Below are 16,612 nucleotides of genomic sequence, written 5' to 3'. Positions count from 1 at the left end.
CACCCCATCCGAAATCCTCATAACCCCCCGCAGTGAACTATAGTACCATTATGGATATCAGCGAAGGTCTCCCGCCGCGCACCCGCGGCGGAAAAAAGGGAGAGCGGACCTTCGTCGCCCCGCACGCGACGATTGCAGGGGACGTCACACTCGGGAATGACGTCACCGTACTATTCGGTGCCGTCCTCCGGGCAGATATGGCGCCGATCACGATCGGCAACCGATCCAACATCCAGGACAACGCAGTCATTCACGAAAGCATCGGCCATCCGGTCACCATCGGCGAAAACGTCTCCATCGGTCACGGCGCCATCATCCACGGCTGCACCATCGAAGATGACTGCCTGATCGGCATGGGCGCAATCATCCTGAACGGCGCCGTCATCGGTCGCGGCTCCCTCATCGCCGCCGGCGCCCTGGTCTCCGAACGCAAAATCATCCCGGCAAACTCCCTCGTCATGGGAGTTCCCGGAAAAGTAATCCGTGAACTCACCCCCGAAGAAGCCGCCGGAAACCGGAAAAACGCCGACACCTACGTAAACGTCGGCAGGAGATACCAGAATGAATGGATCTGACGTCGTCGTAATCGGCGCCGGAGTCGCCGGAATCCAGGCCGCAATGGACCTTGCAAACCACAACATCCACGTCTGGCTCATCGAACGCGAACCAACAATCGGCGGCCACATGGGAATGCTCGACAAAACCTTCCCCACCAACGACTGCTCGATGTGCATCCTCTCCCCCAAAATGGCCGAGGTCGGCAGACACCCAAACATCACCCTTCTCACCCTCGCCGAAGTGGAAAAAATCGAAGGCACCGCCGGAAACTTCACCGTCACCATCACCAAATATCCCCGCTACATCCGCGAAGCTGACTGCACCGGATGCGGCGACTGTGTAAATATCTGCCCCGTCGAAGTCTACAACAAATTCGACGCAGGCATCGGTGTGCGAAAAGCCATCTACAAACCGCATGCCCAGGTAGTCCCGAACCTCGTCGTCAAAGACAACCTGCACTGCATCGAATGCGGACTCTGCTACGACGTCTGCGGCAAAAACGCAGTCCTGCACCTTGACGAAGACCGCGTACAGACCCTGACCGTACCTGCCGCCGCAGTCGTAATTGCCACAGGATACACCCTCTTTGACGCACAGAAAAAAAGCCAGTTCGGCTACCTGCGCTACCCGGACGTCATCACCAGCATCGAATTTGAACGCATGATCAACGCCGGAGGTCCCACCTTTGGCGAAGTGCGGCGGCTCTCAAACGGCAAAACCCCGAAATCCGTCGTATTCATACAGTGCGTCGGCAGCCGCGACGTCTCCGCCGGAAGAAACCTCTGCTCCTGCGTCTGCTGCATGTACGCCCTCAAAAACTCCATGCTCATCAAAGAACACTATCCGGACACCGAGGTCACTATATTATACAACGATCTCCGTGCGTACGGCAAAGGCTACGAAGAGTATGCAGAACGGGCAAAACAGATGGGCGTTGCAATCATCCGGGCATTCCCCGGCGAAGTACAGCAGGCAAAAAACAACCTTGTACTCCCCCTCGAAGACACCGAGACCGGCGAGTTCAAAAACCTCGAAGCCGACCTCGTCGTACTCTCGGTCGGCATGGAACCCGAACCGGACACCATCCGGCTCGCCAAATCCCTCGGCCTGCCGCTGGACGCAAACAACTTCCTCTCCTCCGCCGACATGAAACTTGACCCCGCCGGAACCATCCAGCCCGGCATCTACATCGCAGGCGCCGCCGTGGCACCCAAAGACATCCCCGACTCCGTCATCTCCGGAGGAGCGGCGGCCATGAAAGCAACCATTGACTCCTACGCATCCGAGGCCCAACAGTGACGGACGAAACAAAAACCCTCTGGTGGAACGACGACACCAACTCGATCATGCTCATCGACCAGACGAAACTCCCGGTCGAACTGTCTGTGATTGAAGTGAAAACCGTCGAACGGCTGGCCGAAGCCATCCGCCGTCTGGAAGTTCGCGGAGCACCCGCTCTCGGCGTTGCCGGAGCGTTCGGCGTGGCGCTGTCTGCGGTGTCCTGCACCTCGGATGCGGAGTTCGCCGAAACCGTTGCCGCGGATGCTCAGCTGCTCAAAAGCACCCGCCCGACCGCGGTCAACCTTGCCTGGGGCATCGACAAAGTCCTCCGGGCAATGGAAAACCTGCCGCCGGAGATGGCAAAGTTTCTTGCCCTCACGGCAGCAAAAACGATCGCCGCCGACGACGAAAAATGCTGCATGCTTCTCGGCCATAACGGCGCATCGCTTCTCCCGCAGATCGGCACCGTCCTCACGCACTGCAATGCCGGAGCACTCGCCTGTTCCACGTGGGGAACAGCACTCGGCGTGATCCGGTCCGCCCACAAAATGGGAAAAAAGATCTCGGTCATCTCCTGCGAAACCCGTCCCCTGCTGCAGGGAGCACGGCTGACCGCTTGGGAGCTTGCGCACGATAACATCCCGGTAACATCCATCATCGACTCCGAAGCCGCGTATCTGATGCGTCAGGGAAAGATCGACTGCGTTGTGGTCGGGGCTGACCGCATAACCCGCGACGCGGTCTTCAACAAGATCGGCACCTACATGCATGCAGTCTGTGCAAAACATCACAACATTCCCTTCTACGTGGCAGCACCCGCATCGACATTCGATCTCGACGCGGTCGAGACCGACATCGTGGTCGAACAGCGCAGCCGCGACGAAGTCGCGGCTTTCTGGGGTAAACCAAACCTGCCGGAAGGCGTACCGGTCATTAACTATGCATTTGACGCAACACCGCTCGATCTCGTCACCGCCATCATCACCGAGAAGGGTGTGTTCTATCCGCCGTATGACTTCTCTTCCTTAGGCAGATGTAACCCATGCCGGTAACACTGCCTGTCTCTCTCTTCAACAGCCCGTTCTGGGACTCGATCGCCCTGATGCTCGGACATCTGGCACTGGTGATCTTTTCCCTCTGGCTGATTCTCGTGATAATCACCGTTGCCCTGTTTGTGGTGTCGGTCCGAAAGAAACATCTGTACTGTCCCTGGCTTCTCCGGCCCGCGTACCTTCTGCTGAAAGGCGCAGTCCGGACCGGCTGCCGGATGTTTGGGATTGATGACACGGAGATCATCACGATTCTGATCGGGCTGGAGAACGACGTGAACCGGGACGCGTTTGCCGCAGTTCCCGTCGGGGAACGGGTTGTTTTCCTGCCGCACTGTCTGCGGTCGGCGAAATGCCCAGCACACCTGACGCCGCTCGGCATCAAATGTCTTGACTGCGGTAAATGCGGTCTGGGAATGGCAACGAACGCACTTACGGGTGCCGGGTATCAGGTGTTCATCATTCCGGGGTCGACCTACATCAAACGTCTGCTGAAACGGTTCCATCCCAAAGCGATGATCGGTGTCGGGTGTCTGATGGAGATCAAACAGTTTCAGGAGCTTGCACGCAAAATCGATATGACGGCAATGGGTGTGGTGATGAAGTCGGACGGGTGTGTGGAGACAACCGTTGCGTGGGAGGATGTGTTTGCGGTTGCGTCAATCGGACTTGAGACCAAGATCGGGGAGGATGCATAAATGCCGGTTACCCTGCCGTTTCCGGTTACTGTGTTCAACAGTCCGTTCTGGGATAATCTTGCTCTCCTGATCGGACAGGTTCTCCTGATCCTGATTCTTGTCTGGATTGTGTTCGTGCTGGGGATGGTTGTTTTGATTGTGCTTTCGATCAAACGCAAACACATCTACTTCCCGATGCTGCTCCGGCCTGTTCTGGCGTTTACGGAAGGAGCGGTTGCGACCGGCTGTCAGATTCTCGGAGTGGACAGCGGTCAGCTGATGGAGTTTTTGATCCGGATCGATAACGATATGAACACGACGGCATTCGCCGCAGTACCGGTGGAGAGCCGTGCGGTCTTTTTCCCGCACTGTCTGCGGTCGGCGAAGTGTCCGGCACGCCTGACGCCGGACGGGCTGAAGTGTGTTTCGTGCGGACGGTGCGGGCTGGGGTCGGTGATTCCTCCGCTGGAAGAGGCAGGATACCTGACGTTCCTGATTCCGGGGTCGACGTTTGTGAAGCGGATGGTGAAGAAGTACCGGCCGCAGGCGATGATCGGTGTCGGCTGTATTGTCGAGGTGAAGGAGGGACTGGAACTGGGAAAACGTATCCATATGATCACGCTCGGCGTGGTGACGAAGACCGACGGCTGCGTGGAGACAACGATGGACTGGGACGAACTGCTGGAAGCTGCGTCGATCGGGCTTGCGAAACCGATCGAAAAAAAAGATTAAGACCGGTTCAGATGCCGGAGAATACTTCGCTGGAAGTATTTTCCAAAAATTCCGTTCGTCACCATGATCCCGCCGATAGCATCTCCGGACCTGACGACGGAGAGTGTCTCTTTTTCGTCGGAGAAGATCATCAGATCCGGCACGCGTTCGGTTACGCCGTCCGGGGCTTTGGTTCCGAGAAATATGGTGCCGATATCCTGATCGCCGGTATAAAGCTTCAGCGGGAAATCCGAAAACCGTGCAGGATCATCAACGATGATGTAGAGCCGCACCCGTCTGGCCAGCGTCTTAAAGTCTGACTCGTATTTTTTCGCGGTAGAGGGATTTGTGCACAGCACCACCATTTCGTTGCGGCAGCGGCGGAAAAGGGACTGAATCTGGTTTTCCAGTGCCCATTCGGTGTGCAGTTCGTACGACTGGGACGTGAGGGTTTTTGCGGTGACCTTCTGTTCAATCTTGATGAGGTCGGCGGCGAGACTATCGCACACCCGGGCGTAGTCTATCTTCAGCCGGCTGAAGGTTTCCTGTACGTCGGTTGCGGAGTAGAGCGTCGGCGTTCCTTTGGTGACGCCGGCAAAGCCTTTCTGTACCAGACCCTCCAGTACATCATAGACACGGCCGCGGGGAATACCGGTCAGTTCCTGAACGTCGCGGGCACTTCCGACCCGGATGGAGATAAGACTTACATATACCCGGGCTTCGTACCGGGTGAAGCCGAACTTTACCAGCCGGTCGCTGAGTTTTTCCATCATTTCCCCAGAGGTTGTTCTCCTTCCTATACACAGTTTCTGCCTTTGCAACTCTGTTCAGGGACACCAGGTTCATATCATTTCGGAGTGAATCTGATACCATATGTCCGGTTCCGATACACCATTTGTTGCAGGAAAAGGAACGATGATCGTTCTGCTGCTTGCGGCAATGCCGGCTCTCTTAGGTACCGCCGCGGTAGCGCCGGCTCTTCCTTTGATCAGTGCAGCGTTTCCCGACGCGTCGGAGACGCTGATCTCTCTGATCATTACGCTACCGCCGCTTGCAACAGCTTTGTCGGGATTTCTGATCGGCGCCATCTCGGATAGGTACGGCCGCAAACGCGTACTGATTGTAAGTCTTGCCCTGTTCGGTCTTGCAGGTTCGTCAGGATTTTTCCTTGACTCGGTGACCGCGATTATCTTCTGGCGGCTGTGGCTCGGCGTGGGTCTGGCGGGTCTTCTGCCGACGGTGACCACACTGCTGACGGAGTATTATAAAGGGCCGACCCGTGCCCGGTATATGGGATATATGTCCGCTGCAATGGGGGTCGGCGGTCTGGTGCTTCAGACGGGCTGCGGAGTTCTGGCGGAGATCTCGTGGCGCGAACCGTTCCTGATCTATCTGTTCGGGGTTCTGGTGATTCCGCTGGTTCTCCTGTATGTGAAGGAACCAAAACGGGTTGAGGAGACCGGGGAGTTCGATGATGGTCTGGAGGTGCCGAGTGCCCGTATAAAGAAGCTGGATATGAAACCGGTTCTGCTGGTGTATGTGACCCTGTTCGTTTCACTGATTATGATGTATCTGATCTCGTCGAAGATTGCGTATCTGCTGACGCAGACGGCGGATGTTTCGACGACGGTCTGTGGTCTGATCCTCGGAATGGCGGGTCTGTTCAGTGCGGTGTCGAGCTACTCGTTCTGGCGGTTTGCCCGATGGTTTACGCCTATGCAGATGTTTGCGCTGATGTTTTTCCTGGAGGGTGCGGGTCTTTTTGTGGTGGGAACGGCGATCAATGTGCCGGTCATTGCTCTGGGTGCGGCGCTGGTAGGGTTTGGTCTGGGTCTTGGGACGCCGACCGGTTCAATGTGGCTGTCGTCGATTACGCCGCAGAAGTATCTGGGCCGGATTATGGGCGGGCAGACGGTGGCGGTGTACTTCGGGGTGTTTGCGTCGTCGTTTGTGGGCGCCGAGCTTCTTGCGCTGACCGGTAGTTATCAGGGTCTGTTTCTGACGATTGGGGTTGTGGGTGTTCTGGTCGGGGTGGTGTACTGGGTTCTGGCGATGGTTTCCGGGCGGGCGAAGACGGGTACTGGATGATACTTTGATATGCTTCCGGGACAATATATCGGGTATGCAGCTGACAAAGTTTGCGGCAGTCGTTCTTGTCGTGGCTGCGGTCTGTCTTGCGGTAACGGCCGGATGTGCGCTTGCGGCTCCTGCGGATGTTCCGCAGCAGTACGGTGCGCCGCATCATCATGCGTATCTGTCCTGTCCCTCCCACGGAGCAGGACAGTGTCCGGCAGATTGCGGATGGAACCAGCCGCGGTATGCGGATTCCCCTCACCGGCATCACGGCAGATGCTGATATTATTTTTTCTTTTTTTTGGTGGAGGTTTTTTTTGGTGTTGATGAGGGTGTTTGGGTCATCTTCGGGGATATGGGGTGGCTGGGAGAGGTTGGGTTATACATCCGGAGTGAATGGCTTATACTCCACATTCTTCCACTGTATGTACAGTTCCTGCGGGATGTAACGATTTGTTGTTGGTCCAAATGAAACCAGACCCTCGGAGAATGCATGATACGCATCGACGGTGTTTTTGGAGAGGGTATAGACATTTCCATTTCGGGAGGTCGACTGCGTACTCTCGATTATCACACCAGCTTGAAAGATGAACGTCTGTCCGGCCATGGTACCAAGAGAGCTGAATGTTCCCTCCCATTTCTGGGTTTTACCGCTGGGGTTGGTAAATACGAATGACGTATCAGGAATATCGGTTGTCCACGAAAGGGCTCCATTACGAGATAACCTAAGCGAACAGGTCACCGAGTGCCCGCTGCTGGTACCGGTCGGGGCAGGGCTGGTGGTCACTGCACCCGGAAGATGCGGTGCATTCCGGCTGAGATCAGAGTATCCCGGATCTATGGTAAGAGTAAACTTGTGATTTTTGTAAGAGTTACCGTGGGTTACTTTTCCTGGAGTCATCGTAATTTCAGATGTGGCGTAGAACTGGTCCTGATACCTATTCTATTCTATAGGGTCCCAGTACCATGTGGAGTAGAGGTCGATTTTCCCACATATTCCATAGTCCTTTGACGTCCGGAGGGAGGAAAGCAATCCCGGCTCTGAGATCGATGATACTTCTGCCGCGTTGGAGATAATGGAAGTACCCGCGGCAATCGTCTTTTCGTGTACCGTGGTCATCCATTCGTTCAGGCCGTCCTCGGCTGCTGCATAGGCAGCATCGTTCGCGTCTGCGGAAACGATAGACACATATGTCATCGTTTGCCCGGTAGGAAGAACCCGGAAACCGTAGGCTGCGAGTTTTTCATCATCAGCCAAGGTAACCGGCGAAATACCCAGATATCCGTCTGGCATCGGGGATGCAGATGACACGTTCTTGGATAGTGTCTTTTGCAGGCTCAGGGAACTTGCCGGAAGGAAAGAGGTGGACAAGGCACCGGGTGCTGCGATCTTTCCAAAGAGCGTGGTGTAGTTGTTCAGGGTCTCATTTGCTGATTCGAACAGATCTTCGGGTGAGAGATCCGGACCGCACGCGGTAATGGTAAATTCTGCGGGGTCGTAGATGGGGACGTTCTGGAGGGGTACCGTTGCAGACTCAGGGATAGTCTCAGTTTCGTAGAGCCGGGAGGTGTGACTGTGATAATTCAGTTGGTCAGCTCTCTTTTGTTCGGAATCTGCGGTTACGAATGCAGCAAACTGTTCTTCGGTGAGGCCGAGGATGGTTTTCACGGCACGGAGGAAATCGCTGGTGTTGGTGACATGGTAGCCTGCCGCTTCTTTTTCCCACGTGGCATCAAGGTAGCGGTTCAGTTCTTCAGCGTATTCGAGACGTGTCCGGTCGGTAAGGTCCCAGCCCATTTTTTCGTTCCAGTAGGAGAGGTACTGATCGGTGTTGCTGATCAGGAATGCATGTTCTCCTGATGGCGGCGGGGCGGTAGGCAGGGGGGTAGGATGTGGGTCTGGTATCTGCGGCTGGATGCAGCCTGCGGTTACGAGGACGAGAGCCGCGAGGAGGAGAAGTGTAAGCAGGGGTTTCATGGTGTTCGTCTCCTGAATAGTTTGAGCATTTGTCGCGGGGAGTATATAAGAAATGTGGCCAAACACTCGTCAGGAAAAAGAGTGGTGATATTCAGATTAGCCTGCCGGTATGCTTCCGGCTCTGAGATGAAGGATTGCGTGTCGTCACGGGATGTGTTTTCCGGATTTTTCAGTATGAGTGCGGGGGCTGTCTGGTGAGGGGTACTGCGATCCATCCTGATTTCCTATCAGACGGGATGGATGCGATCGCGGACAGGCGGTAGATTCCCCGCATATTGTTTGGCTGCATCAGCAGGTCTTCGTATTTGGATGATGTCTGAAACGAGATATCAATGACAACATGTCCATTTTCCGGAAGTGTCAGGCCGGAGAGGTGGACCAATGCGGTCTGCGACGAGCGGTTTTCCGTGGAGAGATGCAGCTGCGACGCGTTTGTCACCTGTACATCAAATGCGGAGGAGAAGTGCTGCCAGACGGAGAGATCAGGATTGCGGAGTACGGGCTCCGTGGAGGTGAGGGAAAGCATCTGTCCGTGTTCGGTTTCCACGAACGAAACATTCCATCCGTTCGTCGTTGCCGGAAGTTTTTCTGCGGGAAGTGCGGACGTGGTATGGATAAGCGGGAGCGGTACAAGAATAGTTACCGGTTCGCTGACCGTGCGGTTCTCAAGGCCGGAAACGGAAACCGTGTAGGATATGCTTGCATCACTTATATTGACAGAGAGAGTGAAGAGGAGCGGGGCAAGCAGTACGGCGAAGAGAACCAGAAAGATTGCGAGAATGATCCATTTTTTCTGCATGGTTTTTTTCCTCTGTTCGGTATGGAGGTGTTTTGTCGCGGGCGGTATATAAAAAGTGTGGCCAAACACTCGTTTTCAAAAAAATCATTTGGTAGATATCACCGCATCAGGAAAAAATTGTATGCCGTCAATTTTGTTTTTACGGAATTTTTCCAGACGACACACATAAGGGACTGGATCAACCCAGCAGGAGATAAGAATCGATCAATGTCGATCAATGGGCATCGGGGGAAGAGACGGTCTGAGAAGTTCACGGTCCGAATAGGCAACATGCAGAGGGTTTGTAGTGTTCTGTGTATACTCCCGATTTTGTACGGGAGAGATGTAGATGCAGTCATCTGTCAGGTAAATCACTCCAGAGATCAGATTGGTATCCGTAATCAGCAGTTCAATGCGGGAGTTGGGTAAGCCGGTAATCGTTCCTTTGTACATTGTCCGGATTCCATTTACCTCGCCGAGTACGACAAAACCAGGCGAAACTGAGGTCATTTCCGCGGTATAGGAGTGGCCGTACAATGTGATCGGCAGGGTAAGGGTCTGCCATTCTTCCGGATGCAGTTCGGCGAAGGAGAGCAGAGTAAATGCTCCGGAATCCGTGGTTTTGGTAGAAAATACCGCTGGGATCTGAATCGGTCCATAGTTATGCACAGATGTTTGGAATCCCTGAGAGAGGTCCAGACCAGTACTGTTTCCTGAGGATATGACAATGCTATGTCCGGGAATGGTGAAGACTGGAGGTATTGTGTTCTGAGTGTCTATAGATGATACTATACAGAATCCGAGGAGGACTACACAGAGAAGGACGAGAAGCGTAAGCAGGGGTTTCATGGTATGCATCCTGAATGGTTTGAGCATTTGTCGCGGGGAGTATATAAGAAATGTGGCCAAACACTCGTCAGTTCCGAAGTATCTGCTTTCCAAAAAAGAAATGATTCTGTATTTTTCTTTTGTCTGCTCAGCCCGTGAAGATGTTTCTTTGAGTGCGGTTTCAGGGTTGGTCTGCGTACGTTTCGTAGAGCCGTGAGGTGTGACTGTGATAATTCAGTTGGTCAGCTCTCTTTTGTTCGGCATCTGCGGTAACGAATGCAGCAAACTGTTCTTCGGTGAGGCCGAGGATGGTTTTCACGGCACGGAGGAAGTCGCTGGTGTTGGTGACATGGTAGCCTGCCGCTTCTTTTTCCCACGTGGCGTCAAGGTAGCGGTTCAGTTCTTCAGCGTATGCGAGACGTGTCCGGTCGGGAAGGTTCCAGCCCATTTTTTCGTTCCAGTAGGAGAGATACTGATCGGTGTTGCTGATCAGGAATGCAGGTTCTCCTGATGGCGGCGGGGCGGTAGGCAGGGGGGTAGGATGCGGGTCTGGTATCTGCGGTTGGATGCAGCCTGCGGCTGCGAGGACGAGAGCCGCGAGAAGGAGAAGTGTAAGCAGGGGTTTCATGGTGTTCGTCTCCTGTATGGTTTGAGCATTTGTCGCGGGGAGTATATAAGAAATGTGGCCAAACACTCGTCAGGAAAAAGAGTGGTGATATTCAGATTAGCCTGCCGGTATGCTTCCGGCTCTGAGATGAAGGATTGCGTGTCGTCACGGGATGTGTTTTCCGGATTTTTCAGTATGAGTGCGGGGGCTGTCTGGTGAGGGGTACTGCGATCCATCCTGATTTCCTATCAGACGGGATGGATGCGATCGCGGACAGGCGGTAGATTCCCCGCATATTGTTTGGCTGCATCAGCAGGTCTTCGTATTTGGATGATGTCTGAAACGAGATATCAATGACAACATGTCCATTTTCCGGAAGTGTCAGGCCGGAGAGGTGGACCAATGCGGTCTGCGACGAGCGGTTTTCCGTGGAGAGATGCAGCTGCGACGCGTTTGTCACCTGTACATCAAATGCGGAGGAGAAGTGCTGCCAGACGGAGAGATCAGGATTGCGGAGTACGGGCTCCGTGGAGGTGAGGGAAAGCATCTGTCCGTGTTCGGTTTCCACGAACGAAACATTCCATCCGTTCGTCGTTGCCGGAAGTTTTTCTGCGGGAAGTGCGGACGTGGTATGGATAAGCGGGAGCGGTACAAGAATAGTTACCGGTTCGCTGACCGTGCGGTTCTCAAGGCCGGAAACGGAAACCGTGTAGGATATGCTTGCATCACTTATATTGACAGAGAGAGTGAAGAGGAGCGGGGCAAGCAGTACGGCGAAGAGAACCAGAAAGATTGCGAGAATGATCCATTTTTTCTGCATGGTTTTTTTCCTCTGTTCGGTATGGAGGTGTTTTGTCGCGGGCGGTATATAAAAAGTGTGGCCAAACACTCGTTTTCAAAAAAATCATTTGGTAGATATCACCGCATCAGGAAAAAATTGTATGCCGTCAATTTTGTTTTTACGGAATTTTTCCAGACGACACACATAAGGGACTGGATCAACCCAGCAGGAGATAAGAATCGATCAATGTCGATCAATGGGCATCGGGGGAAGAGACGGTCTGAGAAGTTCACGGTCCGAATAGGCAACATGCAGAGGGTTTGTAGTGTTCTGTGTATACTCCCGATTTTGTACGGGAGAGATGTAGATGCAGTCATCTGTCAGGTAAATCACTCCAGAGATCAGATTGGTATCCGTAATCAGCAGTTCAATGCGGGAGTTGGGTAAGCCGGTAATCGTTCCTTTGTACATTGTCCGGATTCCATTTACCTCGCCGAGTACGACAAAACCAGGCGAAACTGAGGTCATTTCCGCGGTATAGGAGTGGCCGTACAATGTGATCGGCAGGGTAAGGGTCTGCCATTCTTCCGGATGCAGTTCGGCGAAGGAGAGCAGAGTAAATGCTCCGGAATCCGTGGTTTTGGTAGAAAATACCGCTGGGATCTGAATCGGTCCATAGTTATGCACAGATGTTTGGAATCCCTGAGAGAGGTCCAGACCAGTACTGTTTCCTGAGGATATGACAATGCTATGTCCGGGAATGGTGAAGACTGGAGGTATTGTGTTCTGAGTGTCTATAGATGATACTATACAGAATCCGAGGAGGACTACACAGAGAAGGACGAGAAGCGTAAGCAGGGGTTTCATGGTATGCATCCTGAATGGTTTGAGCATTTGTCGCGGGGAGTATATAAGAAATGTGGCCAAACACTCGTCAGGAAAAAGAGTGGTGATATTCAGATTAGCCTGCCGGTATGCTTCCGGCTCTGAGATGAAGGATTGCGTGTCGTCACGGGATGTGTTTTCCGGATTTTTCAGTATGAGTGCGGGGGCTGTCTGGTGAGGGGTACTGCGATCCATCCTGATTTCCTATCAGACGGGATGGATGCGATCGCGGACAGGCGGTAGATTCCCCGCATATTGTTTGGCTGCATCAGCAGGTCTTCGTATTTGGATGATGTCTGAAACGAGATATCAATGACAACATGTCCATTTTCCGGAAGTGTCAGGCCGGAGAGGTGGACCAATGCGGTCTGCGACGAGCGGTTTTCCGTGGAGAGATGCAGCTGCGACGCGTTTGTCACCTGTACATCAAATGCGGAGGAGAAGTGCTGCCAGACGGAGAGATCAGGATTGCGGAGTACGGGCTCCGTGGAGGTGAGGGAAAGCATCTGTCCGTGTTCGGTTTCCACGAACGAAACATTCCATCCGTTCGTCGTTGCCGGAAGTTTTTCTGCGGGAAGTGCGGACGTGGTATGGATAAGCGGGAGCGGTACAAGAATAGTTACCGGTTCGCTGACCGTGCGGTTCTCAAGGCCGGAAACGGAAACCGTGTAGGATATGCTTGCATCACTTATATTGACAGAGAGAGTGAAGAGGAGCGGGGCAAGCAGTACGGCGAAGAGAACCAGAAAGATTGCGAGAATGATCCATTTTTTCTGCATGGTTTTTTTCCTCTGTTCGGTATGGAGGTGTTTTGTCGCGGGCGGTATATAAAAAGTGTGGCCAAACACTCGTTTTCAAAAAAATCATTTGGTAGATATCACCGCATCAGGAAAAAATTGTATGCCGTCAATTTTGTTTTTACGGAATTTTTCCAGACGACACACATAAGGGACTGGATCAACCCAGCAGGAGATAAGAATCGATCAATGTCGATCAATGGGCATCGGGGGAAGAGACGGTCTGAGAAGTTCACGGTCCGAATAGGCAACATGCAGAGGGTTTGTAGTGTTCTGTGTATACTCCCGATTTTGTACGGGAGAGATGTAGATGCAGTCATCTGTCAGGTAAATCACTCCAGAGATCAGATTGGTATCCGTAATCAGCAGTTCAATGCGGGAGTTGGGTAAGCCGGTAATCGTTCCTTTGTACATTGTCCGGATTCCATTTACCTCGCCGAGTACGACAAAACCAGGCGAAACTGAGGTCATTTCCGCGGTATAGGAGTGGCCGTACAATGTGATCGGCAGGGTAAGGGTCTGCCATTCTTCCGGATGCAGTTCGGCGAAGGAGAGCAGAGTAAATGCTCCGGAATCCGTGGTTTTGGTAGAAAATACCGCTGGGATCTGAATCGGTCCATAGTTATGCACAGATGTTTGGAATCCCTGAGAGAGGTCCAGACCAGTACTGTTTCCTGAGGATATGACAATGCTATGTCCGGGAATGGTGAAGACTGGAGGTATTGTGTTCTGAGTGTCTATAGATGATACTATACAGAATCCGAGGAGGACTACACAGAGAAGGACGAGAAGCGTAAGCAGGGATTTCATGGTGTTTGGCCTCGTGAATGTTTGAGCATTTGTCGCGGGCGGTATATAAAAAGTGTGGCCAAACACTCGTCAGTTCCAAAGTATCTGCTTTCCAAAAAAGAGATGATTCGGTATTTTCCGGTTGTCTGTTCGGTCTGTGCTGACGTCGTTCGCGAATACAGTATCAGGTCGGGCCTGCGGTAGTTTCGGAGACCCGGGACGGTGACGCGGATAATGCAGCAGGTCAGGGTGACGATGCACGCATGAGGCGTTACCCAACATACTGGTAGGCATGGGGGGGTGCAATCTCAAATTGCAAGGGGAGACTTCCCACCCCAAAATTTCAAAACGAATTCTTGGCCAATCTTTACTTATAACAGAATCGAGATACCAATGTTCATGAGGTTTCTTACCACAGAAAAATCTCAGTGCAAACCGGATTACAACCGGACGCTGACACCTGCTGGAGAGTTGGGGTTGCAGGAACAACAGTTACCGGAACGCAGCCGTACACCCTCATCATAAACTGGTACGCATGAAAAATCGGGAACGATACAAAGACCTTGGCATCATCATCCTTTTGCTGTTTGGAGTTTTTGCTTTCGGTGCCCTTCTGTTTTTTGCAGACGGAGGGCAGATCGCAGGAATCAATGATGACCCGAACAATCTGGGACCCATCTACTACCAGGACATTGGCGGATATGTCTTTGAACCCGTCGAAGAACCGATAACTCCCCGCTACGACGACACCGAAGTTATTCAGACCGAACTCTGGCAGATGCCACTTAAAGATGCTCTCCTCTTTATCGGGATCGCTCCTTTCACCTACATCCCCCCTTCCTTCTCCCAGTTCCTTTCCTTCCTCTATCTCGCCTCCGGCCTCGCCTTTCTCATTCTCTACGCAAAAATCTCCGAAAAAAACCGCGACCCCAACTCCACCCGCGAACAAATATATCGCTGGATATGCACTCATCCCGGAAAATCCCAGCAACAGATCGCAAACTCTATGAAAATCTCACGCGGCAGTCTCAAGTATCATCTAAACAAACTGCTGAAACAAAAAGAGATTCACCAAATAACCTCCGGAACGTATCCTCATTACTTCCCCGGAGGCCGAGCTATCTCAACGGAAATGGAGATACTGCTTACCTTCGTTGCACGGGACAAAGATCACCAGATAATTCAGACCCTCATCGAACATCCGGGAATCACCAGAACCCAACTTACCGTAACCCTGCAGCTCTCTCCCACCACCCTATCATGGAGACTGAAACGATTTGCAAAACAGAATCTTATCATCATACAAAACCAGGGCAAAGAACGTATATACAAACTGACGCCTGAAACAACCGAAAATTATCAGAAACTTCGCACATGGTTTGAACCCGACCCAAATGGTTCGATACCCTGAAAACTCCTCCCCGTCACGTTACCCCAGACCCACACCGGCACCCCTGCCGTTCCGGAAAAAACTATAGTTTGACCAATGTATTTATAACATCTTCCGGACAGAAAATAGTCCATGAGCCGTTCCCCTTCCGGCAGGGAGACCAGAACACACCCGTATCATACACAGCACATAATGACAAACAAAGAACACATTCGGGAAATCGGAGTACTCATTCTTATAGGAATGATACTCCTGATTCCCTCCGTTTATCTTTTCTTCATCGACGGGGGACAAATACGGGGCATCAATGACGATCCCGCCACCCGTCCAAGCCTTATCGGGCAAAACATCGACGGCCTCAATTTCACACCGGCTACCGGAAAAATACAACCGATCTATGATGACACAGAAATAGTTCCCGTTGCATTCTGGCAGTTATCACCCCGGGAAATGCTGTTACGCATTATCACCTACCCCATGGCGTACATCCCCCCCTCCGCAGCAAAAATCCTCTCGCTCCTCTACCTCTCCTCCGGCCTCGGCCTCCTCGTCCTCTACCGCCGAACCACCAACCGAAAAAACCCGGACGCAGCCTCCCGCAGAGAACAGATCCACACCTACATCAGCGACCACCCCGGAAAAACCAAACAGGAACTCGCCGACGCCCTCACTCTCCCCCGCAGCTCGCTCAACTACCACCTCAACCGGCTCCTGGAAACACAGAACATCCTCGCAATCCGGTACGGCAAACAACTGCATTACCTCCCCGCAAACACCGGCCTCACCGACAACCAGAAAAATCTCCTCCCCCTCCTCACCAAAGAAAAAGACCACCTCCTCTTCCAGACCTTACTCAACCACCCCGCCCTCACCCGAAACGAAATCGCCGCAGAACTCAACCTCTCCCGAACCACAACCATCTGGTATCTCCAAAAACTCAACCGACACCACCTGCTCACCACCCACAAACACGACAGAACACTCAGGTACAGCCTCACCCCCGAAACAATCACCGCATATCAGAACATTACCCAACCTCTCACCCCGCCGCCCGGCCCAAACACCGCATAACACCTCTTATCACAACAGCCTCCCTTGGTATCTCTGAAGAAACTATCTCTCCTCCGCGCCACTTTTTCCCTTATATCCTTCAAAACCCAACAGAAATACACACAAAGGAGACAAAACCATGAAAAAAACCTACACCCTCCAAAACCTCGACTGTGCCCACTGCGCCGCCCTCATGGAAACCCGCATCAAAAAAATCAACGGCGTCACCGACGCCTCCGTCAGCTTCATGACCCAGAAACTCACCCTCACCGCCGACGACACCCGCTTCGACGAAATCATCCGGGAAGTCAAAAAAACCTGCAAAAAAATCGAACCGGACTGCATCATCCTCCCCTAAACAGACCACCACCCGGAACAAC

Annotated in this window: 20 protein-coding genes; 10 read left to right on the top strand and 10 right to left on the bottom strand. The window is 52.9% G+C overall.

From position 1 onward, the window contains the following. Nucleotides 1-50: 50 nt before the first annotated feature. From O0S09_RS03730 to O0S09_RS03710, 5 genes are read left to right on the top strand one after another with little or no spacing between them, the layout of a single operon-like run. Nucleotides 51-575, top strand: a complete 525-nt coding sequence (locus O0S09_RS03730) for a gamma carbonic anhydrase family protein (RefSeq protein WP_268922604.1) — start codon at nucleotides 51-53, stop codon at nucleotides 573-575. Further along, nucleotides 562-1,857 carry a CoB--CoM heterodisulfide reductase iron-sulfur subunit A family protein gene (locus O0S09_RS03725; RefSeq protein ID WP_268922601.1) on the top strand — a complete coding sequence of 432 codons (1,296 nt, stop codon included), beginning with the start codon at nucleotides 562-564 and terminating at the stop codon, nucleotides 1,855-1,857. Before O0S09_RS03730 ends, O0S09_RS03725 begins: the two co-directional genes overlap by 14 nt. After that, nucleotides 1,854-2,891, top strand: coding sequence for an S-methyl-5-thioribose-1-phosphate isomerase (gene mtnA / locus O0S09_RS03720; protein ID WP_268922600.1), 1,038 nt, complete (start codon nucleotides 1,854-1,856; stop codon nucleotides 2,889-2,891). Before O0S09_RS03725 ends, mtnA begins: the two co-directional genes overlap by 4 nt. Continuing rightward, on the top strand, nucleotides 2,882-3,586 hold the full coding sequence (locus O0S09_RS03715; RefSeq protein ID WP_268922599.1) for a DUF116 domain-containing protein: 705 nt from the start codon (nucleotides 2,882-2,884) through the stop codon (nucleotides 3,584-3,586). The genes mtnA and O0S09_RS03715 overlap by 10 nt, the downstream gene beginning before the upstream one ends. Then, nucleotides 3,587-4,297 (top strand): DUF116 domain-containing protein, encoded by a 711-nt coding sequence (locus O0S09_RS03710; RefSeq protein WP_268922598.1) that lies wholly within the window; start codon nucleotides 3,587-3,589, stop codon nucleotides 4,295-4,297. Here O0S09_RS03710 and O0S09_RS03705 read toward each other — a convergent pair. Next, entirely contained in the window at nucleotides 4,294-5,049 is a 756-nt protein-coding gene (locus O0S09_RS03705; RefSeq protein ID WP_268922597.1) for a TrmB family transcriptional regulator, read from the bottom strand. The two genes, O0S09_RS03710 and O0S09_RS03705, sit on opposite strands and share 4 nt — an antisense overlap. Before the next feature lie 100 nt (nucleotides 5,050-5,149). Here O0S09_RS03705 and O0S09_RS03700 point away from each other — a divergent pair, with 100 nt between their 5' ends. Together O0S09_RS03700 and O0S09_RS03695 are read left to right on the top strand one after the other, a co-directional pair. Further along, the gene (locus O0S09_RS03700) at nucleotides 5,150-6,364 is read left to right on the top strand and encodes an MFS transporter (protein ID WP_268922596.1); all 1,215 of its coding nucleotides are present in this window, start codon (nucleotides 5,150-5,152) and stop codon (nucleotides 6,362-6,364) included. A gap of 34 nt (nucleotides 6,365-6,398) precedes the next feature. Continuing rightward, entirely contained in the window at nucleotides 6,399-6,632 is a 234-nt protein-coding gene (locus tag O0S09_RS03695) for a hypothetical protein (protein WP_268922595.1), read from the top strand. Between the two features lie 96 nt (nucleotides 6,633-6,728). On the opposite strand, the gene O0S09_RS03690 is transcribed toward O0S09_RS03695, so the two are convergent. The 9 genes from O0S09_RS03690 to O0S09_RS03650 all read right to left on the bottom strand — a co-directional run bounded on the left by O0S09_RS03690 (nucleotide 6,729) and on the right by O0S09_RS03650 (nucleotide 13,813). Further along, on the bottom strand, nucleotides 6,729-7,250 hold the full coding sequence (locus tag O0S09_RS03690) for a hypothetical protein (protein WP_268922594.1): 522 nt from the start codon (nucleotides 7,248-7,250) through the stop codon (nucleotides 6,729-6,731). A 42-nt stretch (nucleotides 7,251-7,292) separates the two neighbouring features. Next, a complete protein-coding gene (locus O0S09_RS03685) occupies nucleotides 7,293-8,327 on the bottom strand; it encodes a hypothetical protein (protein ID WP_268922593.1) in 1,035 nt (344 codons plus the stop codon). A gap of 169 nt (nucleotides 8,328-8,496) precedes the next feature. Continuing rightward, complete coding sequence (locus O0S09_RS03680; protein WP_268922590.1) at nucleotides 8,497-9,126, bottom strand: hypothetical protein; 630 nt, start codon at nucleotides 9,124-9,126, stop codon at nucleotides 8,497-8,499. A 204-nt stretch (nucleotides 9,127-9,330) separates the two neighbouring features. Further along, nucleotides 9,331-9,954 (bottom strand): hypothetical protein, encoded by a 624-nt coding sequence (locus tag O0S09_RS03675; protein ID WP_268922591.1) that lies wholly within the window; start codon nucleotides 9,952-9,954, stop codon nucleotides 9,331-9,333. Between the two features lie 160 nt (nucleotides 9,955-10,114). Continuing rightward, entirely contained in the window at nucleotides 10,115-10,561 is a 447-nt protein-coding gene (locus tag O0S09_RS03670) for a hypothetical protein (RefSeq protein ID WP_268922592.1), read from the bottom strand. A gap of 169 nt (nucleotides 10,562-10,730) precedes the next feature. Further along, complete coding sequence (locus tag O0S09_RS03665) at nucleotides 10,731-11,360, bottom strand: hypothetical protein (protein ID WP_268922590.1); 630 nt, start codon at nucleotides 11,358-11,360, stop codon at nucleotides 10,731-10,733. 204 nt (nucleotides 11,361-11,564) lie between these two features. Further along, nucleotides 11,565-12,188, bottom strand: a complete 624-nt coding sequence (locus O0S09_RS03660; RefSeq protein ID WP_268922591.1) for a hypothetical protein — start codon at nucleotides 12,186-12,188, stop codon at nucleotides 11,565-11,567. Nucleotides 12,189-12,355: 167 nt separating this feature from the next. After that, on the bottom strand, nucleotides 12,356-12,985 hold the full coding sequence (locus O0S09_RS03655; RefSeq protein ID WP_268922590.1) for a hypothetical protein: 630 nt from the start codon (nucleotides 12,983-12,985) through the stop codon (nucleotides 12,356-12,358). 204 nt (nucleotides 12,986-13,189) lie between these two features. Further along, nucleotides 13,190-13,813, bottom strand: a complete 624-nt coding sequence (locus O0S09_RS03650; RefSeq protein WP_268922589.1) for a hypothetical protein — start codon at nucleotides 13,811-13,813, stop codon at nucleotides 13,190-13,192. Between the two features lie 514 nt (nucleotides 13,814-14,327). Here O0S09_RS03650 and O0S09_RS03645 point away from each other — a divergent pair. The 3 genes from O0S09_RS03645 to O0S09_RS03635 all read left to right on the top strand — a co-directional run bounded on the left by O0S09_RS03645 (nucleotide 14,328) and on the right by O0S09_RS03635 (nucleotide 16,590). Further along, a complete protein-coding gene (locus O0S09_RS03645; RefSeq protein WP_268922588.1) occupies nucleotides 14,328-15,203 on the top strand; it encodes a winged helix-turn-helix transcriptional regulator in 876 nt (291 codons plus the stop codon). Nucleotides 15,204-15,632: 429 nt separating this feature from the next. Next, nucleotides 15,633-16,253: a winged helix-turn-helix transcriptional regulator gene (locus tag O0S09_RS03640; protein ID WP_268922587.1), complete on the top strand. Its 621-nt coding sequence runs from the start codon at nucleotides 15,633-15,635 to the stop codon at nucleotides 16,251-16,253. 118 nt (nucleotides 16,254-16,371) lie between these two features. Next, nucleotides 16,372-16,590, top strand: coding sequence for a cation transporter (locus O0S09_RS03635; protein WP_268922586.1), 219 nt, complete (start codon nucleotides 16,372-16,374; stop codon nucleotides 16,588-16,590). The last annotated feature ends 22 nt before the right edge of the window (nucleotides 16,591-16,612 follow it).

This window comes from Methanocorpusculum vombati, from assembly GCF_026891935.1.
GTDB classification, from domain to species: Archaea; Halobacteriota; Methanomicrobia; order Methanomicrobiales; family Methanocorpusculaceae; genus Methanocorpusculum; species Methanocorpusculum vombati.
The sequence above is the reverse complement of the archived record's forward strand: the minus strand, read 5'-3'. Positions and strand labels throughout refer to the sequence as shown.